21 protein-coding genes and 2 pseudogenes are annotated in these 24,382 nt (G+C 59.0%); 9 read left to right on the forward strand and 14 right to left on the reverse strand.

Features of this window, described 5'->3' with window-relative positions; translation table 11 throughout:
- Window positions 1–16 precede the first annotated feature (16 nt).
- A complete protein-coding gene (locus FBZ97_RS32080; protein ID WP_145324038.1) occupies window positions 17–787 on the forward strand; it encodes a cyclase family protein in 771 nt (256 codons plus the stop codon).
- Window positions 788–823: 36 nt separating this feature from the next.
- Here the strand turns inward: FBZ97_RS32080 and FBZ97_RS32085 are convergent, their stop codons facing one another.
- The 3 genes from FBZ97_RS32085 to FBZ97_RS32095 all read right to left on the reverse strand — a co-directional run bounded on the left by FBZ97_RS32085 (window position 824) and on the right by FBZ97_RS32095 (window position 5,636).
- Window positions 824–1,141, reverse strand: a complete 318-nt coding sequence (locus tag FBZ97_RS32085) for a hypothetical protein (RefSeq protein WP_145324040.1) — start codon at window positions 1,139–1,141, stop codon at window positions 824–826.
- Window positions 1,142–1,328: 187 nt separating this feature from the next.
- Window positions 1,329–2,414: an alpha/beta fold hydrolase gene (locus FBZ97_RS32090; RefSeq protein WP_145324042.1), complete on the reverse strand. Its 1,086-nt coding sequence runs from the start codon at window positions 2,412–2,414 to the stop codon at window positions 1,329–1,331.
- Between the two features lie 39 nt (window positions 2,415–2,453).
- The gene (locus tag FBZ97_RS32095) at window positions 2,454–5,636 is read right to left on the reverse strand and encodes a cytochrome P450 (RefSeq protein WP_348642392.1); all 3,183 of its coding nucleotides are present in this window, start codon (window positions 5,634–5,636) and stop codon (window positions 2,454–2,456) included.
- 151 nt (window positions 5,637–5,787) lie between these two features.
- On the opposite strand from FBZ97_RS32095, the gene FBZ97_RS32100 reads away from it, so the two are divergent.
- A complete protein-coding gene (locus FBZ97_RS32100; protein WP_145324046.1) occupies window positions 5,788–6,408 on the forward strand; it encodes a TetR/AcrR family transcriptional regulator in 621 nt (206 codons plus the stop codon).
- A 649-nt stretch (window positions 6,409–7,057) separates the two neighbouring features.
- Here the strand turns inward: FBZ97_RS32100 and FBZ97_RS32105 are convergent.
- Complete coding sequence (locus FBZ97_RS32105) at window positions 7,058–7,270, reverse strand: hypothetical protein (protein WP_186449582.1); 213 nt, start codon at window positions 7,268–7,270, stop codon at window positions 7,058–7,060.
- 60 nt (window positions 7,271–7,330) lie between these two features.
- On the opposite strand from FBZ97_RS32105, the pseudogene FBZ97_RS34915 reads away from it, so the two are divergent.
- A pseudogene (locus FBZ97_RS34915) lies at window positions 7,331–7,477 on the forward strand (integrase); the annotation flags it as partial.
- Here the strand turns inward: FBZ97_RS34915 and FBZ97_RS32115 are convergent.
- The 3 genes from FBZ97_RS32115 to FBZ97_RS32125 all read right to left on the reverse strand — a co-directional run bounded on the left by FBZ97_RS32115 (window position 7,476) and on the right by FBZ97_RS32125 (window position 10,002).
- Window positions 7,476–8,261 carry a cyclase family protein gene (locus FBZ97_RS32115; protein WP_145324048.1) on the reverse strand — a complete coding sequence of 262 codons (786 nt, stop codon included), beginning with the start codon at window positions 8,259–8,261 and terminating at the stop codon, window positions 7,476–7,478. The pseudogene FBZ97_RS34915 and the gene FBZ97_RS32115 sit on opposite strands and share 2 nt — an antisense overlap.
- Before the next feature lie 9 nt (window positions 8,262–8,270).
- The gene (locus FBZ97_RS32120) at window positions 8,271–8,975 is read right to left on the reverse strand and encodes a fumarylacetoacetate hydrolase family protein (protein WP_246661923.1); all 705 of its coding nucleotides are present in this window, start codon (window positions 8,973–8,975) and stop codon (window positions 8,271–8,273) included.
- A gap of 418 nt (window positions 8,976–9,393) precedes the next feature.
- Complete coding sequence (locus FBZ97_RS32125) at window positions 9,394–10,002, reverse strand: TetR/AcrR family transcriptional regulator (RefSeq protein WP_145324052.1); 609 nt, start codon at window positions 10,000–10,002, stop codon at window positions 9,394–9,396.
- Window positions 10,003–10,230: 228 nt separating this feature from the next.
- Here FBZ97_RS32125 and FBZ97_RS32130 point away from each other — a divergent pair, with 228 nt between their 5' ends.
- Window positions 10,231–11,553, forward strand: a complete 1,323-nt coding sequence (locus FBZ97_RS32130) for an alpha/beta hydrolase (RefSeq protein ID WP_145324054.1) — start codon at window positions 10,231–10,233, stop codon at window positions 11,551–11,553.
- A 301-nt stretch (window positions 11,554–11,854) separates the two neighbouring features.
- Here FBZ97_RS32130 and FBZ97_RS32135 read toward each other — a convergent pair whose 3' ends face one another.
- Window positions 11,855–12,745 (reverse strand): LysR family transcriptional regulator, encoded by an 891-nt coding sequence (locus tag FBZ97_RS32135; protein WP_145324056.1) that lies wholly within the window; start codon window positions 12,743–12,745, stop codon window positions 11,855–11,857.
- Between the two features lie 67 nt (window positions 12,746–12,812).
- Between FBZ97_RS32135 and FBZ97_RS32140 the strand changes: the two genes are divergently transcribed.
- The 3 genes from FBZ97_RS32140 to FBZ97_RS32150 are packed head-to-tail and all read left to right on the forward strand — an operon-like array spanning window position 12,813 to window position 16,052.
- Complete coding sequence (locus tag FBZ97_RS32140) at window positions 12,813–14,168, forward strand: MFS transporter (protein ID WP_145324058.1); 1,356 nt, start codon at window positions 12,813–12,815, stop codon at window positions 14,166–14,168.
- A complete protein-coding gene (locus tag FBZ97_RS32145; RefSeq protein WP_145324060.1) occupies window positions 14,155–15,300 on the forward strand; it encodes a mandelate racemase/muconate lactonizing enzyme family protein in 1,146 nt (381 codons plus the stop codon). Before FBZ97_RS32140 ends, FBZ97_RS32145 begins: the two co-directional genes overlap by 14 nt.
- A 32-nt stretch (window positions 15,301–15,332) precedes the next feature.
- Entirely contained in the window at window positions 15,333–16,052 is a 720-nt protein-coding gene (locus FBZ97_RS32150; protein ID WP_145324062.1) for a ribonuclease activity regulator RraA, read from the forward strand.
- A gap of 414 nt (window positions 16,053–16,466) precedes the next feature.
- Here FBZ97_RS32150 and FBZ97_RS32155 read toward each other — a convergent pair whose 3' ends face one another.
- The 3 genes from FBZ97_RS32155 to FBZ97_RS32165 all read right to left on the reverse strand — a co-directional run bounded on the left by FBZ97_RS32155 (window position 16,467) and on the right by FBZ97_RS32165 (window position 18,982).
- Entirely contained in the window at window positions 16,467–17,918 is a 1,452-nt protein-coding gene (locus tag FBZ97_RS32155) for a DHA2 family efflux MFS transporter permease subunit (RefSeq protein WP_145324064.1), read from the reverse strand.
- A 37-nt stretch (window positions 17,919–17,955) separates the two neighbouring features.
- Window positions 17,956–18,456, reverse strand: coding sequence for an isochorismatase family cysteine hydrolase (locus FBZ97_RS32160; protein ID WP_145324066.1), 501 nt, complete (start codon window positions 18,454–18,456; stop codon window positions 17,956–17,958).
- Between the two features lie 88 nt (window positions 18,457–18,544).
- The gene (locus FBZ97_RS32165) at window positions 18,545–18,982 is read right to left on the reverse strand and encodes a MarR family transcriptional regulator (protein ID WP_145324068.1); all 438 of its coding nucleotides are present in this window, start codon (window positions 18,980–18,982) and stop codon (window positions 18,545–18,547) included.
- 221 nt (window positions 18,983–19,203) lie between these two features.
- Between FBZ97_RS32165 and FBZ97_RS34920 the strand changes: the two are divergent.
- Window positions 19,204–19,336, forward strand: a pseudogene (locus FBZ97_RS34920) (CopG family transcriptional regulator); the annotation flags it as partial.
- A gap of 25 nt (window positions 19,337–19,361) precedes the next feature.
- Here FBZ97_RS34920 and FBZ97_RS32175 read toward each other — a convergent pair.
- The 3 genes from FBZ97_RS32175 to FBZ97_RS32185 form a co-directional block, all read right to left on the reverse strand.
- On the reverse strand, window positions 19,362–20,597 hold the full coding sequence (locus tag FBZ97_RS32175) for a beta-propeller fold lactonase family protein (RefSeq protein ID WP_186449583.1): 1,236 nt from the start codon (window positions 20,595–20,597) through the stop codon (window positions 19,362–19,364).
- 59 nt (window positions 20,598–20,656) lie between these two features.
- Complete coding sequence (locus FBZ97_RS32180; RefSeq protein WP_246661924.1) at window positions 20,657–21,970, reverse strand: MFS transporter; 1,314 nt, start codon at window positions 21,968–21,970, stop codon at window positions 20,657–20,659.
- Between the two features lie 83 nt (window positions 21,971–22,053).
- Entirely contained in the window at window positions 22,054–23,103 is a 1,050-nt protein-coding gene (locus FBZ97_RS32185) for an Ldh family oxidoreductase (protein ID WP_145324072.1), read from the reverse strand.
- A gap of 136 nt (window positions 23,104–23,239) precedes the next feature.
- Here FBZ97_RS32185 and FBZ97_RS32190 point away from each other — a divergent pair, with 136 nt between their 5' ends.
- On the forward strand, window positions 23,240–24,160 hold the full coding sequence (locus tag FBZ97_RS32190) for a LysR family transcriptional regulator (RefSeq protein WP_145324074.1): 921 nt from the start codon (window positions 23,240–23,242) through the stop codon (window positions 24,158–24,160).
- Window positions 24,161–24,382: the final 222 nt, after the last annotated feature.

The raw sequence follows: 24,382 nt of genomic DNA on the forward strand, positions 1-24,382 counted from the left end.
GGAGTCCCAGGTTCCAATGCGTTTCATTGACATATCTGTCCCGCTCCAGGCTGGAATCGCTTCCGACCCGCCCGGATCCGAGCCCAAGATAGAGTACGTCGACCATACGGTCGGCCTCGAGCGGATGCTCCCTCACTTCCCCGGGCTGACGGCTGACGATTTGCCGGACAGAAGTGGGTGGGCCATCGAGAAGGTTTCAATCACAACGCACAACGGCACGCATCTCGACGCCCCCTGGCACTTCCATCCAACGATGAACGGGGGACAGCGGTCCTGGACTATCGATGAAGTGCCCCTTGAATGGTGTTACGGAAACGGAGTTAAGCTCGACTTCCGCCGCTTTCCAGACGGCTATGTCGCAACTGCCGAAGACGTGAAAGCGGAACTGGAGAGGATCGAGCACGACCTTAAGCCTCTCGATATAGTGATTGTCAACACCAGCGCAGGCCTTCGCTATGGTCAGCCGGATTATTTGCGATCAGGCTGCGGGATGGGGCGAGAGGCAACGCTGTTCCTGCTTGACCAGGGCGTTCGAGTGACAGGAACAGATGGCTGGAGTTGGGACGCCCCGTTCGTCTTCACTGCCCGTCGCTACGCGGAGAGCCGCGACCCAAGCATAATCTGGGAAGGACACAAGGCCGGCATGACGATCGGCTACTGTCATCTCGAAAAGCTTCACAACCTCGAAGTGCTTCCAGCGAGCGGGTTCCGGGTGATCTGCTTTCCGGTCAAGGTCGAGCGAGGCTCGGCTGGTTGGACGCGTGCCGTAGCGATCCTTGATGAATAACGGCATGGCTCGTATCGACTTCATGGCTGATGAAGGTCATGTGCTGCCGCGGTCACCGGTTGCGCCGTCACGCCTAACCGGCGGCAAACTACATGCCGCTTGCGGGACGGCGGCCTGATCGGCGGGGTCGGTAAGCTGGCCGATATACTCGCCGTCCTTACCTGAAAACTGGCCTATTTGCTTCCCCGGAAACTTCCCCCCGATTGCCGTTATGCAATATGCGCTGCCACACTTGGTGATCGCAACCGGCTCGCCCTTCGCAGTCCTCCAGTTGCCCTCGATGGGTTCGGCGGCATGGCCGTTCGTAGTGGCGAGCGCTAATGCCATCGCGATCGTTATTTGTCTCGCCATCATGAACTTGCCTCCTGTTCCCCGCCGTCCTATCGCCGGCCGCGTACATAAGATTTACTCTCTCAACTCCGCGCGGGCCCAGTAACCCAGTCCGTTCAGCATCAACTCGTAATCGAGAGCGTACTCGGACAGGCTTTCTACAACGAGGATGGTCAGTTGCATGTGGTTTGCAGGAGAATCTGTCATGTTGCTAGTCCGTTGATGCCGGGATGACGGCAGCGCCGCCGGTCAGCTGGAAGGAACCCGGTTCGGTCAGCTTGCCCTCTCCAACCCGCCTCGCCATAAGCTCCCGGTAAAGAGGAGCCAAGCCTTCGTATCGGTCGTGGTTGAGCGGATCGATCGACGTGAGCTCAGAAATGTCGATGATCTGGACTCCTTCCTGAATGGCTTGCTGGCGTACCACCGGGCTATCCACGGAAAGCGAACCCACCCTTGGCCTATCGGTCGCGAGAAGCCTCGATATGTCCAACGCGCGGTCGTCCTTCGTAACCAGGATCACTGGAGCGATCGGCAGCTTTCCGATGATTCTCATCTGCTGCCGGAAGACCTCCTCGTCGATATCGGGCGCCGCCAGAACAAGCTGGAGTGGATGAAGAGCGCTGTCGTGTCCGGCGATCTTCAGCTGGCGAACCGCCTCCGTCGCCAACCAAGCTCCCATGCTATGGCCAAGAAGGACAACGTTACCGCGCCGACGGCCATTCGTGACGTCGAGCAGAAGATCGGCGAGATAGTCGCGCGAATAGGTTACGGAGTCCCGGTCAGCGCCATATCCGGCCACCGTCCCGACGGATGGCCAGGAGAACAGGATCGGCACAGCATCGGATCCTGACGCTTCTTTCATCTGGGCCAGACGATAGAGAGACTCAGGGAAGTTATTGTTGAAGCCGTGGACATAGATGCCGATGCTGGGCAGGCCGGCTCGGACCTTGGTCGAAGCGGCTCCTGCGACTTGCTCTAAAAATTCGGCGCGCGTCAGGGGGTTGCGCTCTACGACCGAGAAGCCGGAGAGACTGTAGTCGATCTTCCCTGCCTTCGCCGCGGGCACTGCTACCCTGAACCTGGAGTAGGAGAGCGAGAACGACTTGTCTGCTGTATAGGTGACGCTGCTCTTTTGCTCTTTGACAGATCGCGTTGTCGCGACAAATACGGTGACCGTTCGCCCGGCCCGCTGGTCAGCGACCCCAATCTTGACGATAGGTTGGTCTGGCCCTGAGGCACAGCCGCCCAAGAGGACAAAGAGGAACAGAAGCCAGGCAAATCTAGGATAGAATTGCATTTTTGTTGGGTTCCCAGGCGGCGATGAGTTGTCGGATCTCTAACTGAACACGTCGGCGACGTAACGGATTGCTTCACGCTCGATCTGCTCTGCCCAGCATTGTGCCTCCTCGAGGGAGGCCCCGGTCGCGCTACGATAGATCTTGAGGAATGTCTCCCGCACCGCCGGCGCCATCTTCTCGCCGTCGCCGCAGACATAGACATGCGCGCCTCGCCGGAACAGATCTTCAACATCCTTCCGGTCTTCCCAAATCCGATTTTGGACATATTGAGTCTTAGTGGAAGTCGAGCAGGCGAGCCGTACCGACACGATCCCTTCTTTTTCCCAGGCTTCGAGTTCGTGCCGATGCAAATAGTCGATATCGGGATCACGAATGCCGAAGAACAACAAGGCTGGGCCGGTCTCTGCACCTGCCGCCTTGCGGGCCGCGCGCTCCTGCAGGAAGCCTCGGAATGGCGCAATGCCGCTGCCGGCGCATACCATGACGATCGGCACGGCATTATCTTCCGGCGGCCGGAAACCGCGCTGGCTCGGACGAACTGCCACGGCAACGGGATCGCCCGGCTGTGCCGCTGCGAGAAACGTCGAAGCAACCCCCTTGAACCTGCTATTGCCGTGCAGCGAGGGCAGATCCAGCACCGAGAATGTCAGCGCGCATGTTTCGGACGATACGAGGGGAGACGAGGCGATCGAATAGAGGCGGGCTTTCATGGGGGGCAGGGCGGCGAGGAACATTCCCAGCGAATAGTCGGCCGAAGCGAAACGCTCGACGAGTTCGAGCAGGCTGGCACGCTTGGCCAAGAGTTCCGCCTTATACACGCCGGGATCAATAAGACGTTCCGCATCTCGCCGTTCCGGTGGACAGGAGATGGTTTCGACCAGGGCGCGAACCTGCTGTAGGGTCGCTAGCTGCTGCAACTCCACATAGCCTGCAAACAGCTCCCCTGCCGTGATTGGTTTGTCGACGGGCAGTGCGGACGGAGCCTCGGCTGATGGATGGAGAACGAGTTCGGTATCGTCCTTCAGCCCGTACCGACGCAGGGCCCGCGCCACAACATCCGCAGGATTACGTGCCAGCACCGCCAGGTAGTCACCGGTCTGGTACGACATGCCGCGGGGGAGCTTTATCTCGACAAAACGCTTTGAGCGCCCACCACCCTTTACGTTGACCAGTTCTGTGTTCGACATCACCACGCCCTGCCGCAGTTCTTCCAGGCGCAACAGCCGCTCGCGCTCTCCCGTGCGAACCTCTACGTCGAAGCCCCGCGCGATCGCGGGCCTGTCCGGTGCCTCCTGGCCAAGCGCCGTTGCAAGTGACGACCAGAACCCACTGAGCCATGTGTCATATGCACCGAACAGATCGCCGCCGGCGTCCGCCTCGCCACGCGGGAGAACGGCTCTTGCGCCGGCCCGAAGGAGTGCGGCTTCCACCCGTTTTGGAACTGCCTGCCACGTTCGCGCCCACTGACGGTTTCCGCAGCCAAAGACTGCGAACGGACGGCCCTTCAGCGCCTCAGGCTCAAGGGCTTCCGCCCAGGCCACGAACTGATCAGCATTATCCGGCGGTTGGCCCTCATAGGAAGCCGTGATGACGACGAGCGGGAGGTCGTCAGGAATGCCCGAGGCGTATTCGTTCGCTGTGGCGATGATCGCCTGATATCCCATCGCCTGTGCCGCGCCTGCGAGCTTCTGCGCAAAAGCCTCGCAGGTTCCGGTATTGCTGCCATAGAGGACAAGCAGCGGTCCTCGATCCTCAGACGCGGTTTGCCGAGGTCTGACGAGGGGACGGGTTGAGGGTGTGGGCATTCGGCTTTTTGGCGTGCCTGCGGGTAAGTCGCGGCGGCGAGCGCGGATGAAAAGTCCTTTCGGCTTCAGCGTCAGGGATTCGCTCACGACCAGGCGGTAGCTCCTGTCGATCAAGTCGATGTCGAAGCGCTGCAGCATCATGGCCAGCACCAGGGTGGCTTCCTGCATCGCGAAACCGCGTCCGATGCAGGCTCTCTGACCATTTCCGAACGGTTTCCATGAATGCGGCGGCAGCTTTGCGGCGTGTTCCGGCGCGAAGCGCTCCGGCCGGAACACCTCCGGATCATCCCAGACGTCGGGATCACGGTGCAGGATGGGAGACAGGATAAGAAGAATGTCGTCCGCCTTGACCGCATATCTGCCGCCGATTGTGGTATCCTCCAAGGGGTGAACCGCGAAGGCGGGCGCGGTCGGCCAGAGCCGCAGCGTTTCCATCAGAACCTGTTCGACAAATTTCAGCCCCTCCAAGTGTTGTGCCGTCGGAACATCGCCTCCAAGCACATGATCCACATGGGTCCGAAGCCGGGTCAATACGTCAGGATTTTTCAAGAGCAGGTAGGTCGCGAAGCTCAGGAGGCCGCTCGTCGTCTCGTGACCCGCGACAAGGAAAGGGATCATCTGGTAGCCGATATTCTTACGGCTCAGGGTTTCGCCGGTTTCGTTGTCTCTGGCGGTAAGCATCACATCAAGAAGATCTTCGCGGTCGCCGAGCCGCGGATCCCGCAGACGCTCCTCGATCAGGGCATCCGCGACGTCACTTAAGATCTTTGCGTCGGCATCGAAACGGCGGTTGCGCAGCAACATCAGCTTTGAGGCGCTTCGCGGCAGGCGCGAACGGTTCCCCGCCTCGTCGAGCGCGCCGGTCATCGCCGCCACGAACGGATGCATCTCGTTCTGGTAGAAGCTGTTGAAGCGATAATCGAATGCACACAGAGCAATGGTGTCGAGAGTCAGTCGTGTCATGTTGTCGGCGATATCGATCTCGGCGCTCGCACCGAACCGCTCCCAGCGCACCATCATCTGCTCGGCGACGTCGAGCATCCGGTCGAACATGTTGCGCAATCCCAAGGGGCCAAAGGCGGGCATCAGAAGGCGATGCGCTTTTCCCCAGTTCGGTTCTTCATTATAGGCCGTGAAGAGACCATCCTCGGCCACCTCCCGGAGTTCGCGGAGTGGTGGGTGAAGTGCTTTGCGAAAACGCCGCTCGTCACAGAGCTCTGCCGTCAGAGCCTGGTTGCTGACGACGGTGATTTTTCGTCCGAATGTCTCAAGACGGTAGATGGGGCCGAGATCTCTCGCCAGCCGCATCAGGCTCTGGACGGGAGCATTCGGATCTATCGAGCTCACATGGCCCAAGATGGGGACGCCCCGCGGCTCGGGAATGGAATGAAGTTTGTTCATATGTTCACTCCTCATGTCTGTCACGTCGCAGGAAGCTCGACTGCGTCGTGGCGGCCTGGGCGTCCGAATTGACCCCGCCCCCCATTCCGATTAACTGCGACAGGGATGGACATAGAGAGGAAACCCATGGGTTTCCAGGCAGAGAGTCTATTTTTCGGGGGTACTCGTGGAGGGGAGGGATACAAGATCAAGGTTGATCGAAGCGGCAACGACCGAATTCCTTGCCCATGGGTATGGGGAGGCAAATGTCGGACGCATCGCAAGCGCGGCGGGGATGTCCAAAAAGACAATCTACAAGCACTTTTCTTCCAAGGAGGCTCTCCTTTACGCCGTCATGCAGAAAAAGATCGTCACAAAGCTCGCCGATATTGGCTCGCTTGATCTTAAAAGACATCCCCGCGAAAGGCTCGTTTCCCGGCTGATGGCTTTCGCGGAGCTCGCATTTTCTGCGGACAGTGTCACATCCTACCGGCTGTTCATGAGCGAAGGCTTCCGGTTCGAGGGGATGGCAAAGCTCTATGTCGGCTTCATCTCCTCATTCGGCATTGAGCCACTGGCGCGTGACCTCAAGGCATACGTCGACGCCAGTAAGCTTTCACTGGACGATCCTCACCTTGCTGCCAGAATGCTGATGGCGATGGTCTTTGGAGAGCCGATGCGGGATGCAGGTCTCGGTATAGCCGAACCGCCGACTGTAGATGAGGCGAGGAAGCTGATCGACGGGGCCGTAGCGCTTTTTTTGCGTGGAGCGCTACCCCGGAAAACTGTCGAAAACAACTTTCTATGAAAGCTAAGCGGGGCGCGCTGCCGTGCAAATTTGCGAGAGCCAAAGCCACCGCCTGAGATCAGCTTCGAGCTGCGCGATTAACGCTGCAAGGGCAAATCGACCCCGCTTTCTTCTAGTGACGCCCGCGTTCTGCAGGCCAGCGATGCGGAAGTTTTTCCCACGCATTGGCGGGACCTCGCGCGGCCTCCAGGAAACCATTTCCGACCTGAACCCACGCCGATTCGGTCCAACGGATGTCGCGGATGGACGTTCAGGATGGTCCGGTCGTCTACGATGCATCGACCACGAGACGTGGAACTTGCTGGAGTACTGGAAGTTTACGAACGAAAAATCTGGAGGCTCAGGGTAAGTAATGGCAAAGGATAGCGACCCCTATGGCTCGACTGAGATGTCGACAGAGTACGATGGCCAACGACGACCCGGTCGAGACGGCAACTTCATCAAGTCCGCCTGGATCATTGCGCTGCCGGCTTTGATTGTCGCGTGTATACTTGGTTACGTCGTATTCGGTCCGAAAACGACTACTGATCCCGCTCCGAGCGGGTCTGCAGCATCAGGAATAGTCGAACAGCCGCCTCCAGCAAGCAACAAGCGATAGCGTTCGTTTTTTTGTGCGGGAACGACGAGTCGGCGGTCGCTAAAGCCAGGCTCATCGAGCCGGCTGCAGCGTCGAGATACAGCGCTCCGGGCGGGTGCCCGGCAGCGGCCACGCGGCGGCACTGCGCCATGTGGCTCCGTCCGGGCGGCGAGCCTGCGCCGCGACAGGCGGCTCCTTCTCCCGTCCGTTGTTGCTACCCTTGAGGAAGCGATCGAAGAAGCGCTTCTGCAACGCGAGCGACTTCTCCCAATATAAAGGCGTCACGTGATCGCCGGTCTGGATGCGCAGCCATTACTGCTTGCTGGCGACGGAGCGAAACCGCGCCGTGCTCTCGGCCGTTCGCGCCGCTACGCGATTGGCCTGCACGGAGTTTGGACAGCGGAAGGCGCGCGTCAGGAAGCGAAGGTCCAGTTGGGCCGCGTTGCGCATGCAGACAACCCGGCGGAGGAACGGCAGCTCGACCACTTTGCTAGTCGTAGAGGAAAGCAACCACCCGGGCAGGCGCTGCCGACGCATCCTTCAGTCGCAATGGGAAAACTGCCACGTCAAATCCGTGCGCAGGCAATTGATCCAAGCCGCGTAGCTGCTCCATCTGCCAATAGGGTTTCTTGCGACCAACCAGATGACCTTGCCAGAACAAGGACGCATCGTTGTTTTTGCGAGCCTGATCGATCTGCATGTGGAAGGGAAGATCCCAGCCCCACTGGTCGATCCCCATCACCAACACGCCATGATCGATCAGCCACTCGGTTGCCGGACTACTCATGCCGGTCCCGACCTTCCAGTATTGTCGGGTGCCCTGATAGCGGTCGCGCCCCGTGCGGATGAGGGCGATGCAGCCGGGCCCAAGCGTAGCTCCACTTTCCTGCAGGGATTTCTCCAGGTCCTGTACGACGATCTCATCCCCTTCCGCCTTGTGTGTCATGTCGAAAACGACGCCCGGCCCAAAGCACAGGTCCAGAGGAATTTCGTGGATGGCGGGGAGGAGCTTCCCCTTAGCATCCGTGGGGCCGTAGTGCCAGGGTGCATCGATATGGGTTGTCGAGTGCACCCCCATTTTCGTGATGGTGTCGTCCGCCCATCCGGCAAATGCTTTTGGAAAGAGGCGAAACGGCAAACCGAGCGCGCGGACCATCCAACGCGCCCTCGCGTGGGCGTGATGCTTGATGCGCACCCGCATGAAGAACGGATCCTCGGGATTGTAGGCGATCTCCTTGGAAATATCGATAATGCGCGCAGGTTTGATGCCGGCCATCGGTATTCCTCAGATGATGCTGTGACGGATCTCGCCGATACGATCGATGCGAAGGAGCAACTCGTCGCCGGGCTGCAGCCAGCGGCCGCATTCCATCCCACTGCCGCCGGGCAAGGTTCCCGTCCCGAACAGTTCTCCAGGAAAGAGTTGCTCGTCTCGCGAGGCGTGGGCAAGAGCCTCACCGAGCGAATAGCGCATCCCGGACGTCCACATCGAAGCGATCTGCTCGCCGTTGATGGTGACGCTGGCGCGAAGGCTATCGACCTCGCTCAGCACCTCGTCGGCTGTGACGACGACCTCGGACATCGAACTCAGGAAATGCTTCGATTTCTGTGGACCGAAGCCGCTCGACATCTCGTCCCGCTGGACATCTCGAGCACTCAGATCGTTCAGCACGACGAACCCGCCGATCGCTCGCATCGCGTCCTCGGGCGTCGCGTCGCGCAAAGGGCGCGCCAGCACAAATCCCAGCTCCAACTCATAGTCCAGCGCGTGGCTATAGGAGGGGCTATGCACCGGAGATCCGCTGGGAACGAAGGTCAGGTGATTGCCGAGATAGTAGATCGGCTGTCGGTACCAGAGAGGTCGAGGACGGAAGGCGGGAAACGGACGCCTGGCGAGGCCCTCGAACAGCGCGGCAAACCTATACGCGCCCGGCATGAAACGACGGGCGTAGCCGCGGCTCGCATCGATGACATGCTTTTCATAGAGCATGAAATCCCGAAACGATATCGGCTGGAATGGAAGCTCGGTACCGCCGCTCCCCGCATCGCGTCGTATGCCGGATCCCCGATAGCAGAACTCAGGAGGATCAGAGATATCCACCCAGACGCCGTTGTTCAACGATTGGACAACGGGCGACTCGGAATCAGGTCGGCGGATGCGGCGAATCTTCATGTGAGAGATGAACCCAAAAGGCGCGGTGACTTTCCAGACCCGACCGCGACGGCTTCGAACTTCGGGCTCGCCGGCACACCGACATTATGAGTGTGACCGCGTCATCCGGACGCCGTTCAAATCAACGGCTGCCTCCGGGGCGAGACCTCCCAATAGCCCGAAACACTAATGCAACTCTAGTTGCCTTAGTAACTGCTGTCAAGGTTTAAAACGGTATATCCCCTTGCGCTACGGCTCATGTCCTGAAGGCAGCAACAACCCGCCGCGCGATCACGTCGATGTCACTCTCTGCTATGGGACGCGCCATGATCAGCGACTGAAAAAATAGTGGGGCCACGGCCATTTCAAGCAGCTGGCGGGCGTCGGTATCAGGCGAAATTTCCCCGCGCTCGATTGCTCGTTCGACGACCGCTGCATTATCAACAAAGCGTTGAACCCAGAATCGCTCGGGTTGAACAAGCGCTGCTTCCCTTGGTGGCAGGCTGATCATGGCGCGAAGTAGACCTTGCGAGAATGGCGTGGCAAGGGCGGTGGCAATCGACTTCAGGAGCATGGTTAGATCCCTAGTGAGCTCGCCGGTGTCGGGCAAGGGGACGCTGGCGCGCATCTGCGTCACAGCGACATCCAGAACAAGTTCAGCCTTGGTCGGCCAGCGGCGATAGATCGTCGTCTTGTTGACGCCCGCACGTTCCGCGATATCGGGAATTTCCAACTGCTCATACTTTTTCTCATCGAGAAGCGCACGGGTGGCCGCATGCACGGCTGCGACCACTTGCGCCGACCGACCGCCAGGTCGGCCGCGCTTGCTGGACTGACGCACCTGGCGCTCCTTTTCGAAAACCATCGATGACCTCTAGCTCCACCGCTTGACCAAGTTCCCTATAGCAACTACAGTTGCTTTAGAAAATGTGCAAGATCGCCGCCCGGTTTTGGCAGGCTAGGAGCCTTGAAACAGTCGGGGCACTTTTCTGGTCCGGCATCTGTTCGTTGGCGCCAGCGGTTTCAGCAAATGCGCCAATACATCGGCACCCATCCTTGCCCTTGAAGTTTCACCGTGAAGAGAGCGGCCGTTATGGGAAAATTGTTCACCTTCTCCCTGAATCTATTTATAACCTTTTGTGCATTTACGCGCACTACTGAGTTCTTCACTCGCTTCACGGGCGTGGGAACGTTTCTGCCAAAGCTCTTCCGGATCCGCTTCGCGAACGTCCTGGGGATCCTGCCGACGGTATTCGAAGAACAGATGCGAGAGTGCAGGTCCTTTGAGGATCGGAAGTGGACGAATTACTGGCGCGGCAAGGCAAATGAACATTTGCGGACTGCTGACGCGATATTAAGCCGAATGGGCGCTCCGTCCTCGGACCAAATGCTGCGCGAGCCGACGGCGGCCTTGCATCAATCCCTCGGCAATGCGCTGAGGTCGGTCTCTGCGGTTTTTTCCGACCGTTCTCCTGACAGCATCGAGGCGCTGCGTGCCTCGTTTGCTGCGGACGCTGAGCGCCGAGACGCCGCACAGGCACTGGATGGGCTGGTGCTCGCGATGGGCTACCTGACGATCGCCTCATGGCCCGGCTGGACGGCAGAGAGGCTGAAAGCCTATTGGGAAGCGCAGAAGCTGTTTGAAGTGCTGCTGTTTGCGATAGCGCCCAGCGTCAATCTGATTGCGGAGAAGATTCGGATCGACGTGCCTGGCGACGTTGTCAATGCCTTCGCGGTGTTTCCCGAAGGCTCCGGAAAGGAACCCGCGGTTCTGATGACCAACGGTCTGGAAGGCTCCATCCAAGAACTGCTGCTCCCCACTTTGAATTACCGGAATATGGGAATAGCTGTAATCGCGATCGAGATGCCGGGAACTTTCTCCTATAGCCGACCGATGTCGTTGGACTCCGAGATCATCTATCGGAAGGTCATCGACCGCCTGGTGGAGCATCCGCGCATCGATAAGGAGCGGTTCGGAATCTTTGGCGTCAGCTTCGGCGCCTATTGGTCGACACGGATGGCGGCGGTGGACAAGCGGCTTCGCGCGGTGGTTTCAAACGGCGGTCCCTATCACCGCAGCTTCAGCGTCAAAACAACGTTCGGACTGCCTGAGATTATTCTCAGTACGATGTCCAGCACCCTGCGGGCGAAAAATAAGCTCGATCTGGGACGAAAGCTTCACGCTCTGTCGATCCGGCATCTCTACAAGCGGATCACACAGCCGCTTCTCGCGATCAATGGCGCCGATGACACGCTCCTCAGCAGCCAAGACACCATTGACCTGGTCCGCGAGGCCAACGGAACACTCCTTCTCTATCCCGGCGACGATCATTGCGCTATGGAGCATTACGTCATCTGGCAACGCCATATGACGGCATGGCTCGAGGATCAGTTGAAACCCCCGATTGCCACTTGATCCGAGCAGACGATGGCAACAGGCCTCGGCAATGAGCAAGTCGAGGTTCAGTTCCGCGTGAAACCACAATTAAGGGCAGTGCGTCGAAATATGTCTGGCTCCCACGGGGAATCGATGAGTGAAACTGCTCCAAATGTCAGAAACACGCAGACGAAGAAATAAGAAAGACCTATCTCCCAAGCCGGACACCGGCAGGCATCGGATGAAATTATCAAATCAGCATAACCATTAGCATCAGTTGAGCTTTCCGCGCTTGCCCGCGCACTCGTATTGTGCCTCCGACAAAATCCGGATTGACGCTCTACTCAGGCTTCAGAGTTGCATCGATTTCGGCCAAGAACGCTTCAGCGAGCAGCGAAAGCGGATGGTGGCGCGGCCAGATCAGCCTTGCTGTGATATGCATGACAGGACGGAAGGGCAGGGCGACGAGGCCTGTGGCCTCAAGGTCGTCCATGGCGAACCCATCGAGAACCGCAACACCGACGCCTGCGCGAACGAGTTCCAAGGCGGCTGTAGATTGAGTTACCTGCACCGCGATGGACAACGGAACTTCGCTGTCCTCGAACGCCCGTCGCGTCAGGGCCCCGACCGGGCGGTCTGGAGCAAGCACGATCAATCTTTCGTTGCGAAGATCATGAGGTCGTGCCGTCTTCGCGCCAGCGAGCCTATGTTTCATTGGAACCACGCATATGAGTTCCGAACTGTAGATGTCTCGCGATAGTGTGTGACTGTCATCGGTGGGCGTCAGGATGAAACCCAGATCCACCTGATTGTCAGCGACAAGCCTGATGACCTCGGTATTTGTGGTCGACAGAAGGGAAACCTCCACGTCTCTTCTCTCTTTGAGAAACCTGCGGACAGCTCTTGGAAGCAGCGTATGGATGATCGAAGGAACCGCGGCAACCGAAAGGCGCCCTGATTGAAGCGTGCGCAGGTTAGCGGCGAAGCGCTCCATCGCGTCGACCGCGGCCAAAGCCTTCAAGATCTCAGGGAGAAGAGCGCGAGCCTCCGGCGTTGGAACGAGCTGTCCCTGCTGCCGTACAAAGCAATCGAAACCCAGTTGGTCCTCGATCTGCTGAAGCGTCTTGCTGATTGCAGGCTGTGTAACATGCAAGCTTTGAGCGGCGTTCGTCACGCTGCCCGTTTCCATGATCGTGCGGAGCACCTCGAGTTCGCGGAGTTTCAACGGCATAACTTTTTCTCATGACGTCTGTCGAAAAGGCGATTTGACTTTATGGCCTCTAAGCCATTTTTTGCCAATGCAATTCAGGGAGGAGGAACCCATTTTGTTGGACTCAGCGATATCAAAAGCCCGGCGGCATCTGCTGCCGATTCTCATGATCTGCTACTTCGCGGCCTTTCTCGATCGCGTTAACGTCGGCTTCGCCGCGCTGGAGATGAACAAGGACCTAGCACTGACCGGAGCCCAATTCGGAATTGGCGCCGGCGCGTTCTTCATCACTTACGTGCTCTGCGAAATTCCCAGCAACATCCTTATGACCAAATTCGGCGCCCGCGTCTGGGTAGCACGAATCCTGCTTACCTGGGGTGTGATCTCCGGTCTGACGGCGTTCATCTGGGATGCGCACAGCTTCTATGTCGCGCGACTTCTTCTGGGCGCTGCGGAAGCCGGTTTCTTTCCCGGCATGATCTACTTCCTGACCCAGTGGTTTCCACGCACACACCGTGCCAGGATGACAGCAACAGTCCAGACAGCGGTTCCGATTTCAACGATTATCGGTGCTCCCTTATCAGTGCTGATCATCACGTCGTTCGAAGGCTGGCTCCAGTTGAAGGGATGGCAATGGCTGTTCATCATCGAAAGTCTTCCGGCCATCGTCATGGCGTTCGTCGTCTTCTTTCTCCTCCCAAGCAATCCTGACGAGGCCCGGTGGCTTTCCGCGAACGAAAAGGCCGCACTGAACGCCGCATTGGAGGCTGACAAGAACGCCCAGGAGCAGGTCGAACGCTTCGACGTCAAGAAGGCGCTGCTCGACAAGCGCGTTCTTCTGATGTGCGTTATCGGCCTCGGAAACGTCGTGGGGACCACCGCCATTGCTCTCTGGATGCCTCAGGTCGTCAAATCGCTGGGCGCGACCACGACCCAATCCGGTCTGCTCACTGCCGTTCCCGCGATCGCGGGTCTCGTCGCCTTGCTCGTGTGCGGATGGAATGCGGACCGGACCCGTGAACGCATCTGGCACGTCGCCGGGCCCTACATCTTCGCTGCGTGTGGCCTAGCCGTTGCCGCAATGGCGTCCTCTCCCGTGTTCGTCATGGTCGGCCTCATAATGGCGGCCGCCGGCATTACCGGAGCATCGCCGTCGGTATGGGCAATCCCGTCCATCCTGTTGACGGGCACGGCCTCTGCCGCAGCAATCGCGCTCATTAACAGCGTCGGAAGCGTCGGCGGCTTCTTCGGTCCAACCCTGATTGGCTGGCTCTACGACCGGACGGGCGCGTTCGCCGCGCCGCTTCTCATGGTGGCGGGCGTCCTTCTCGCGGCGGCGTTCGTCGCGGTCCTGGTCGGCACGATGATGAGAGAAAACCTCCGTATCGCTCAAGGCGAGGCCGATCGGAAACTGAGAAGTGGAGCGCCTCTTGAAAATCGTTGAGATCCGCGGGTTCGATCTGAGCTTTCCGCTCGAAGAGAAAATGGGCAACGCCCTCAATCTATTTGCCAAGCGCGACGCCTTTCTCCTTCAAATCGTAACTGACGAGGGGACGGTAGGCTGGGGCGAGGCGGGCAATTCGCCTCGGGCGGCGAGCGCGCTCATCCGCACGCGGTTCGCATCGAACCTGCTTGGAAAGTCTCCCCTAGACTTTGGACGTCACCACCAGGTGCTTTCGAACATGCTCGGGTACGACCGGCGTGGCGCGGCGATGATGGCGCTCTCGGCAGTCGACATTGCCACGCACGAACTGGCGGCGAAGGCCTATGGAATCAGCGTTGCGAAGCTCTTGGGCGGCGCGGTCCGCGACAGCGTCTTTGCTTATGCCAGCGGCCCTTACCTTCGCGAAGGTTCGGCACCGTATGCGAGCTATGGAGCAGACGTCGAGTCCTACTTGAAGAAGGGATTCAAGGCTATCAAGCCACGAGCAGGTTTTGATCCGAAAGCTGACGGCCTTATGGCGAACGCCTTGAGAAAGCTGGTCGGCAATAACGTCGCGATCATGGTCGACATGAACCAAAGCTACACAGCCCATGCCGCCATTGAGTCCGCAAGGCGCATGCAGGAGGCCGACCTGCTTTGGATCGAGGAGCCCGTGCAACCGGAGGATATCGTGGGCTACCAAACTTTCGCACGATCCGTCCCCATTGCCATCGCTGGAGGCGAAGCACTTGCGGGCGTCGGTGCCTTCAGGGATTTTCTCACAGCAGGAACATTTTCGATCCTTCAGCCTGACCTCTCGATTTGTGGTGGCTATACCACGCTCCGTCAGATCGCAGCCCTGGGCAAAGCGTTCGAACTTCCAGTCATGCCGCATGTCTTTGGGACCGTGGTGAATTTCCTCGCCACTCTGCAGGTCGCAGCGACATTGGAACCCCGCCGCGGCGGTGGGCCGACTGTGTATCCCTATATCGAGTTCGACATGATGAACAATCCGCTCATGGCGCTCAACGGCGAAATTCCGGTGTCAAGCGACAGTACAATCGAAGTTCCCGACGTTCCAGGCACCGGCCTCGATCTTTCGCCGGAGAAGCTCGAGCCTTGGCTCGTCGGGTCGTGGACAGAGAGACTCTGATTTGTTGTCAAACTTAACGCTGGAGAGAGACAATGGCATTAACTGAAGAGACGAGAAACCTTCTCAAAAAGGTGAGCACAGCCACCCTTGCGACTGCACTATATAAACGCGGGTTCCGAAACCAGTTTATCCAAGGCGTACAGCCGGTTTCAAAGCCGAAAGCGGAATCGATGGTAGGCGAGGCATATACCCTGCGTTACATGCCGGCTCGCGAAGATCTTAATAAGCTTGAAGTGTTTCGCGACCACGATCATCCACAGCGCAAGGCGGTGAACGAATGCCCTCCTGGAGCGGTGCTGGTCATGGACAGCCGAAAGGACGCCAGGGCAGCTTCGGCAGGCGGCATTTTGGTCACAAGATTAATGCAACGAGGCGTCTCCGGTGTCGTAACGGATGGCGGATTCAGGGATTCCGCCGAGATCGCGGGCCTCGACATCCCTGCCTATCACTCCCGCCCGAGCGCTCCGACCAATCTGACGCTTCACCAGGCGATCGACATCAACGTTCCGATCGGCTGCGGTGACGCCCCCGTTTTTCCGGGCGATGTAATCGTGGGAGACGCGGACGGCGTCATCGTGATCCCAGCGCATCTTGCTGACGAACTCGCTGTAGAAGCGACAGAAATGACGGCTTATGAGGACTTCGTCACCGAGCGAGTGCGGAGCGGGCAGGATATTCGCGGACTTTATCCTGCGACTGACCCCACCAACCTGGACGATTTCGCTAAGTGGCGAGCAGATCGTGGGCGATAAAAGCGTGGGCTGTGGTTGTATCCCGGCCCTCCTACGAACCGTCGAAGGCATTCGAATGCCGCTGGAGGCGGCATCACATGCAGGGAACATCTTGCGATGCAAGATAATCTGCCGGAGCCGCCTCGGGATAACGCGGATGAGGAGCCCTTTTCTGTTGTCAGATCGACAACAGCCTAGCTCTCGGGCCGCTCATCCGACACGCCCATCGGGGAGGAGATCCAGAAGTGGCCGCGCCAGGTGCAGGATTTCGTAGGCAACGGCGGCGCGATCGTCTTCGCCGGGGACGTCCGTCGAAAGACGGATGCGTGTGAGGCTCGCCAAGAAGCTGAACATCAAGGTCCTGATCGACGACAACAACGTCACCATCGCCGGCCATCTGCAGGACTATCTCGCCGGCATACACGTCGCGCTGGTTTAATCCTTATTGACCCGGCCATCGTCTGCAGGGACACGCTTTTTGAGCCGAACCGGCAATCTGACTGCCGCCAGAAATGTTAAAGCGTGCAGGATGCAAAGGAGCGCAAACCCGCCCGCGAACGCCCGCGAGATCGCGAGCCCACCGCCTTCTGTGCCCAGCTCCCATGAGAGCAGCGTCGCGCACAATGTTGTCATCGTCGGACCGCCGAGACGCTGTACGATATTGGCCGACGTGGTGGCCATCGGCAGATCTTGTCGGCCAACTGATGCATAGGCGGCGGTCATCGAAGGCAGGCCGACGGCTCCCTGGCCCATGCCCCGGAAGAACAACGCTACGACAAGCGTTGCGAGACTGAAACCATGCAATGCAAGATAGAGAAATGGTAGCGTGGCGACGAATGCCAGCAGTGCGCCTCCCGCGGAAACACCCCTGATACCAAATCGTTCCGTTAACGTGCCTATCGACGGATAGGTGATCATCATTCCGAGCCCCAGTGGCGCGAGCATCCAGCCCATTTCTGTCGGAGCGCGACCGCAGGCCTGGATCAGGAAAGCCGGAATGAGCATCTGGCCGGCAAAGAGCGCGCCGTTCGACAAGAACTGCGTGACGGCTGCGGTCGAAAATACCTTGTTACGGAACAGCCTCAGGTCGACCAGCGCATCATTGCCTTTTCGCCGTGCCCACCAGAGGAAGGCGGCGATCATCAGGATACCCGCCAGGAAGACCGAACGACCCACCCCTTGATCGGTTCGCTCCGAACCATAGAGAAACAGAGCCAGCCCCGGAGAGAGAAGCACCAGACCGACCCAGTCCAGGTTCCGGCGCGCGGTTTGCTGTCCATCTCGAGGCAAGAATGCGACCGCCAACAGGAAAGCGAGTACACCAACTGGAAAATTTATGAGAAACAGCCAACGCCAGGATGCGTATTGTAAAATGGCCCCCGTAAGGACTGGCCCGAGGATCGGCGCCAGGAGCACGGGGAGCGAGATATAGCCCGCGACACGCGCCATCTGGTTGCCGGCGGCCCGTGCGACCATCATCTGCGCCATCGGCGCGAGGAGACCCCCGCTCGTGCCTTGCAGCACACGGAATCCGATCAGCGACTTCGCCGACCACGCAAGACCACACAACGTCGAGGACAGGGTGAAGGCCGCGAAGCACCAAAGATACAGCGCCCTCGCTCCGATGCGATCAACGAGCCATCCGTTCAGGGGCAGGACCAGGGTTAGCGCGAGAAGGTAGCCGCTCGTAACCCACTGGATCGTCGAGAAACTCGTGTTCAAGTCGGCGGCCAGGTTCGAAAGAGACACGTTGACGATTGTGGCGTCGAGTTGAGAAAGCAGTCCACCGAACAAGGCAATAACACAGATCTTCCAGACCGAAGGGTCGAGCCGGCCACTATTTGCGTTGCTCTCTCTGGTCGATTTATCTTCATCTTTGATGGACATCGGTTTGCCGTCCAGAGTGGATGAGTTCGACGATCTCCTAGGCAGTTCCGGTTTCACCGAGCCTCGGAAAGATCTGTTCCAGACTATTGGCGCGGGCTTCGGCGCTGACATCGGTCATGGCATCGACGGCGAGCGTGACATTGGTGCCAAGCTCATGCGCCTGTCGCGCAGTCGACTCGACACCGATGCTCGTCGCCACCCCGCAGACAACCACCTGCGTCACGTCGGATGCGCGCAAATAGGCCTGCAGATCGGTCCCGGTGAAGGCGCCCCACATCTGCTTCGACACGAGGTGATCACTCGGCTGGGCATTCAGTTCCGGCATCAACTCTGCGAAATCGGGCGGAAACGCGCCGCTGGGATGCCCATGCTCCGTCCTGCCCGGAGCAACTCCGGTAACGTTGACAAGCACGACAGGAAGTCCGCGACTGCGGAACGCCGTTGCCATGTCGCCAGCCTTCCTCGCCACCGCATCGACCGGGTGCACACAAGGAAACGCCGCAATACCTTTCTGAAAATCGACGACAATGAGTGCCATTCGGGTTCAAGTTTGGTCGCAGGCATCTCTGCCTCCCTTTTGGTTCGAAATTCACCTGTCTCGGCGTCGGATCCGCCGGGGAAGGACTTCAGGCTTCCCCGATCCGACGGATGAGGGGAATCGCTGCGGCTAGTACCCGCAATTCCTCTGGATCGAGTTCGCCGACTGCATTCATCAGCCAGTCATACTTGGCAATCTGACGCCGACGTCGCTCCTCGGTGCCCTTTTCAGTCAACGCAAACAGCACTTGGCGGCCATCGGTCGGATGGGGCTGGCGTTTGACAAAGCCCTCACTTTCCAGGCTCGCCAGCACGCTTCCCATTGATTGGGGCTTCATCGACTCCAGTCGCGCGAGATCGGCGGTCGTCGTGGGGCCGCCTTGTTCGAGCCGAGCGAGAGCGCTCATCTGCGAAAGGTTGAGCTCGCTCGGATTGGCCTCAGTACGCAACCGCCTCAGAAACTGCCCGATAGCAAGCCGAAGGTCCGAGACGACGATTTCTATCGAGGGGTCTGGAGAGTGTTTCATACCGTGGTATATAGATCATAGAAGATAATCTTGCAAGTTTATCTTCCATTATTATTTTTGAGCAAAGGCGTCGATGTCGTCCTCATCTTTGACCAGACGGGGGCGAGTGACAGGACGTGGCCAACACCGAGCTCGTCCAGCAGCTCGCCCCACCGTATGACGTGCATCAGCACGATGTCGGCACACCGATCGAGATTCGCGCAGTCTGAAATCCGCCACAGCCCGAACCGGCGGGCCGCCGCCCTGGCTCACGCGGGCGAGCTCTACGACGCCTTCGTCACGGCGCTGGGGCGCAGACTCGCCAAGGGTCCAAAGCTTCGGCAAGAGTTTTGCGAGGACATCGATGCGCCGTGAAGGCGCGGGAGGGTAGTATGCCCATTCACAGCGCAACCATTCCCATCCAGAACATGGATCTGTCGCCGACATCGATATCGTATTTCCGAACGAAATCGAGCTTACCGTCATCGTTGATGCGGAACGCCGAGAGCCCAGCTGCGATCACCTTCAAGCCATCGCTGTCGCGCACGGTCACAGGCAGGTTGTGCTCTGCCACTAGCATCCGACCAGTCGGGTCGATGTGGAAGGTGCGCGGATGGATCCCGCGCGATTCGATATGCTGGATCGGGGTGAGCTCGCCCGTCGTCTGATCAATTGCGTAGACTGCAATGCCGTTTTCGCCGCCCTTGAAGACTTGAATGCCGTTCAAATCTTCAGTTTGCTCGGCCCGGTTCGCCACGTAAAGAAACCTGCCATTTGGATGCACATGGATCGCGCCCGCGGCTTGGCGCGCGCGCCGCCGATCGGGGTCCGCCAATGTGGTGGTTCGTGACAGCAACTCGGGCTCTATCTTTCCATCCTTCATGCGAAGGAGAGCGACCTGGTTCTGTGTCTCGATTGACAGAAAGATCCAGGGCTGCCTTGGATGAAAATCCAGGTGCCGCGGTCCGAAGTTTCGCCCACCGTCCGGAGCGATCGACACTTCGTTGCTGAGGTGGCCCTGCTCGTAATTGAAAACCTTGATTGCTCCAGGCTCTTCAACGTGCGTGGCAGTGCCTTCGTTGCCGCGGGTGACGAGTAGAGCCAGATTGTTGTCCGGCGTGACGCGCGCCTGATGAGCATAGATGCCGGCATCGACCGGAGTTGATTGCTGGACCTCCTCGCCGACGGTGAAGTCGCTGTTGATCTGGTAGACACGAAAACCGCTCGGCTTGTTGAAGGCAACAAGGATGTTCTCTGACGATACGTCTGTGCTCAGGTGAATTGGTCGCGTGGGAAGGGCTAGAGGCGGGCCGTGCATCGTAAGGATGCCGCTCTCGTCGATTTTGAGTGCCACGAGATGATGCGACTTTCCCGGCGCAGCCCCGTTGCCTGGCGCGGTGTCGCTGGTGGCAACGTAGAGAAAGCGTCGAGACCGATGCGGCCAGGCATATTGCACGCTGTCCGGCAACGTGACCGTCTCCCGTTTCGAGAGAGTAACAACATCGACGTCGACCTCGTATCGGGTGAGGTCTCGACCGACGTTCGCATAGAGTGCTACTGGTCGCTGCGCTTTTTCGCGCGCCGCCCCGGCCGTCGATACGGCGGGAGCAGCAATAGTTGCTCCGATTGCTGTCAAGAAGGTTCTCCGGTCAATCATGCTATTTCATCCCTTTTCGCCGGCTCGCGCGTCGGATCTCACTCATCACGGATGACGAGCTTGAGCAGGAAGGCGACGACGGTCGACACAGCGAGGCATCCGGCCATCGCAAGCAAACCAGCCTCGAAGGAGCCGGTCATGTCCTTCAGCCAGCCCACGATGGTCGGCCCAAAGAAGCCGCCGGTCGTGCCGATCGTGTTGATGAATGCTATGCCACCAGCGGCGGCAACACCTGTCAGGAACCGCGTCGGGATGGACCAGAAGATCGCCCGGGCTGCCGTCACGCCGACAAGCGCACCTGTGAGACCGAGCAGCGACAGGTCGAAGCGACCTGTGGTGATCGCGAGAATAAAGCCTGCCACGGCAAGGAGGCAGCAGGTCGCGAGATTGGCGACTTTTTTACCCCTGCGGTCGGCAAAGCGCGCCCAAAGGATCATTCCGATGCTGGCAGCAAGATAAGGCACCGCAGAGATCCAGCCGACCTGCAGATTGGTGAACTCCTGTTGCTTCAAGATCTGCGGCAGCCAGATCTGAATGCCGTAAGAGCCGACGGTGAAGCCGAGATAGACAATGGTGCAAAGCCACACCCTGATGTCGCGGAGCGCCGTCCCCATCCGGCTAACCGCGCGGTCACGCTTCTCGCCGTCCAGGCTGGCGATAATGACGCGCTTCTCGTCAGGCGTCAGCCAGGCCGCATCTTGCGGACAATCGGCCAACAGCTTCAAAAGGGCAAGGCCGATCAGCACGGCGGGGAGACCCTCGATGATGAAGAGCCATTGCCATCCGGCGAGACCGAGATGACCGTCCATTCCCAGCAGAGCTCCGCCCAAGGGGCCGCCAATGACGGAGGAAACAGGGATAGCCACCAGGAACCATGACAAGATGCGGGCCCGATAGTCTGCCGGAAACCATGCCGACAGGAAAAACGCAATGCCAGGGAAGAAGCCTGCCTCGGCGACCCCCAACGCAAAGCGCATCAGGTAAAAGCTCATCGGGCCTGACACCAGACACATCCCGCAGGACAACAGCCCCCACGAGATCATGATCCGAGAAATCCAGATCCTCGCCCCGAACCGGTAGAGCAACATGTTGCTGGGCACTTCGAAGCCGCAATAGCCGATGAACAGAATGCCGGCGCCCCAGCCAAACTGCGTCGCAGACAAGCCGATATCGCGGTTCATCTGCAAGGCTGCGAAGGCAATATTGGTGCGATCCAGAAAGTTGAAGAGATAGCCCAAGGTAAGGATCGGCAGCATGCGCCAGATCACTTTCCGGAAGGCGGCGCGCCTCAAGGCTTCGACGTCGGCTGCCGGGGCGACATGAATTGAATGGGGGACAGATACTTCGTCCACGGATGGTTCCTCCTCCTCCGTGCCTCCTGTTACGGAAGCTTTTGATAGTGATGCCGAGAGTGCTCGGCCTAGTGCGTCTCCGTTCAGACCGGGACAGGACCTTTCGCGAAAGCCTTCAGCATTGCGATCAGGGACTCATCGAGACTGACGCCGGCCTGCCGAGCGCGCGCGAGGTTCCTGGTTTCGATTTCGCCCGGCACGAGCACTGGAGCATCCGGATCGGCGGGAGGCGTGGAATGCAGAATTTCCGAGAAGTCGTTCATTCGACCTGATAGCCACTGCGCAGGTCCAAGCCGCTTCGCGTCGATGACAAGGAAATAATGGCCGAGATTTTGTGGTTCTTCCGGGGAATCGATCCAGGATTTCACGTGTGTGAGATAGGCCGCTCCCGAAAGCACCCCCGCAAGCAGATCAACAACCAAAGCCAAGCCGTACCCCTTGTGACCACCGATCGGCAGCAGGAATCCGTCCAACGCTTCGTTTGGATCGGTGGTCGCTCGGCCGGATCGGTCCGTCGCCCAAGTATCGGGGATAGGCTGGCCGGCCTTGGCAGCATTACGGATCTTGGCGCGCGCGGCGACACTGATCGCCATGTCGAGGATGATCGGGTCGCCCTCCGGATTGGGAAAACCGAAGCCGCATGGACTGTTGCCAAGGCGCGCTTCGCGACCGCCCCACGGCGCGATGGTGGTGGTCGCGTTGCTACCGATCAGGCTGGCAAAGCCCTCCTGAGCGGCGATGTAGCTGTACGGCGAGACCGGACCGAAATGATTGCTGCCTCTTGCGAGGACAAGCGCGACGCCGGTCGTCGCAGCGGCTTCCATCGCTGCCTCGAGCGCACGGATTCCGACCAGGGGACCCACGCCATTATCGCCGTCGAGCTTCAACAAAGCCGGAGCCACTGTCTCTATTGTAATGGAGGCTTTTGGATTGATGCCATTGATCTGTAGTCGCTCTCCATAGGATTCGATGCGGCCTATTCCGTGCGTACTCAGACCGAACATCTCGGCGAGCACCAGCACCCGCGACGCATCGAGGGCATCCTTCCTGACGAGCCCCAGTCCAACCAGCGCGGCGGTAGCCAACTCTATCAGGTCCGCCTCGGACACGACGCGTTTTGCTTGTTTGTCCATTGAAATTCCTTCCTCCGCAAAGACTGGCATGTCGGGATCTGCTCGTGAGCCACGCTTTATGAGGACAATTATGAAACCGTTGGGAGCACGATAAAACTGTGTAATATATGGGTTCAGACAACAGGAAATCTGAGTAATGGATACGCGCTTTCTCGAATGTTTTCTCGCTGTCACGGAGAGCGGTTCCGTCGCGGAGGCGGCCCGGCGTCTCAATATAGCACCGACCACGCTCGCCCTTCGGATCCGCACGCTGGAGGACGAGCTGGGATTCGCATTGATGACCCGCTCTGGACGCACGGCGAGACCTACACCTGCTGGGGAAGCGGTGGCGCTCCGCGCGGCCAGCATCCTGCGGGAGCTCCGTGACTTGAGAACACTGCAAGATGAGGAGCAGCCACGGGGACAATTGAGGCTTGGTGTTGCGCAGACAGCGATTGCAACGGTACTCTGCGATGTGTTGCCTGCCCTTGCGCAAAAATACCCTCAGCTGGAAATCGCGGTTCAGAAAGGCTCTTCCTCGCATGTATTCGAAAAGATTAACGCCGGGGAGCTCGACGGTGCCTTCATGTTTCATCCGCCGTTCAAGCTACCGAAGAGTTTCTTGTGGCGGCCATTAAGGGCGGAGCCCTATATTGTTATCGCGTCCAGTTCCGAACCAATCACTGAACCGCTCCAACTTCTGCGTGAGAGGCCGCTGGTTCGCTATGACCGCTCATTATGGTCCGGCCAGATCGCTGAGAACTATTTGCGACAGCAACGAATCCGGCCCAACGATCGCATCGAACTCGATGCGCTGGATGCAATCGCTGTACTCGTTGACCGCGGGATTGGTGTCTCGCTCGTCCCGGATCGAGTGCTGCCTTGGCCGGGAGGCTTGTCGATCGCAAGACACCGCCTCCCTGATCCGGCACCCGAACGAGTGCTTGGACTGCTCTGGCCGCAGGCCTCGGCACATGCGCGGCTCATTCAGGCCGTGGAGCGTGAAGCCATCCCGACGCTCGGTGGTGCGGAAGCGACGAACTCTGCTGTGCTTAGCGCAAAAAAGTCATGGCGATAGAGCGACCAAAGCTCGCCGCAGGCACTCTCAGCTCCTAATTCCGACCTGTTTCTTGTTTGGCATACAGGGGTCAGAACAAGATTAGCGCGAAATAGTACGCTTAGCTGGGAAAGTGATGCTGGAGATCGACATTCGTTACCTAAAACGTGCGCTAAGTAGGATTTCACCCTAAAGCTTCATGTTGCAGCACAGGCCGTAAGTTACGGAAAATCTGTACGAATT

The organism is Rhizobium sp. ERR 942 (assembly GCF_007828395.1).
Lineage (GTDB): Bacteria > Pseudomonadota > Alphaproteobacteria > Rhizobiales > Rhizobiaceae > Rhizobium > Rhizobium dioscoreae.

What these genes read in the sequence shown, in the direction of transcription:
- FBZ97_RS32080 (WP_145324038.1), top strand. Translation starts at nt 17, where the DNA reads ATGCGTTTCATTGACATATCTGTCCCGCTCCAGGCTGGAATCGCTTCC.
- FBZ97_RS32085 (WP_145324040.1), bottom strand. Translation starts at nt 1,141, where the DNA reads ATGATGGCGAGACAAATAACGATCGCGATGGCATTAGCGCTCGCCACT.
- FBZ97_RS32090 (WP_145324042.1), bottom strand. Translation starts at nt 2,414, where the DNA reads ATGCAATTCTATCCTAGATTTGCCTGGCTTCTGTTCCTCTTTGTCCTC.
- FBZ97_RS32095 (WP_348642392.1), bottom strand. Translation starts at nt 5,636, where the DNA reads ATGAGGAGTGAACATATGAACAAACTTCATTCCATTCCCGAGCCGCGG.
- FBZ97_RS32115 (WP_145324048.1), bottom strand. Translation starts at nt 8,261, where the DNA reads ATGGCCGGCATCAAACCTGCGCGCATTATCGATATTTCCAAGGAGATC.
- FBZ97_RS32120 (WP_246661923.1), bottom strand. Translation starts at nt 8,975, where the DNA reads ATGCTCTATGAAAAGCATGTCATCGATGCGAGCCGCGGCTACGCCCGT.
- FBZ97_RS32125 (WP_145324052.1), bottom strand. Translation starts at nt 10,002, where the DNA reads ATGGTTTTCGAAAAGGAGCGCCAGGTGCGTCAGTCCAGCAAGCGCGGC.
- FBZ97_RS32130 (WP_145324054.1), top strand. Translation starts at nt 10,231, where the DNA reads ATGGGAAAATTGTTCACCTTCTCCCTGAATCTATTTATAACCTTTTGT.
- FBZ97_RS32135 (WP_145324056.1), bottom strand. Translation starts at nt 12,745, where the DNA reads ATGCCGTTGAAACTCCGCGAACTCGAGGTGCTCCGCACGATCATGGAA.
- FBZ97_RS32140 (WP_145324058.1), top strand. Translation starts at nt 12,813, where the DNA reads ATGCAATTCAGGGAGGAGGAACCCATTTTGTTGGACTCAGCGATATCA.
- FBZ97_RS32150 (WP_145324062.1), top strand. Translation starts at nt 15,333, where the DNA reads ATGGCATTAACTGAAGAGACGAGAAACCTTCTCAAAAAGGTGAGCACA.
- FBZ97_RS32155 (WP_145324064.1), bottom strand. Translation starts at nt 17,918, where the DNA reads ATGTCCATCAAAGATGAAGATAAATCGACCAGAGAGAGCAACGCAAAT.
- FBZ97_RS32160 (WP_145324066.1), bottom strand. Translation starts at nt 18,456, where the DNA reads ATGGCACTCATTGTCGTCGATTTTCAGAAAGGTATTGCGGCGTTTCCT.
- FBZ97_RS32165 (WP_145324068.1), bottom strand. Translation starts at nt 18,982, where the DNA reads ATGAAACACTCTCCAGACCCCTCGATAGAAATCGTCGTCTCGGACCTT.
- FBZ97_RS32185 (WP_145324072.1), bottom strand. Translation starts at nt 23,103, where the DNA reads ATGGACAAACAAGCAAAACGCGTCGTGTCCGAGGCGGACCTGATAGAG.
- FBZ97_RS32190 (WP_145324074.1), top strand. Translation starts at nt 23,240, where the DNA reads ATGGATACGCGCTTTCTCGAATGTTTTCTCGCTGTCACGGAGAGCGGT.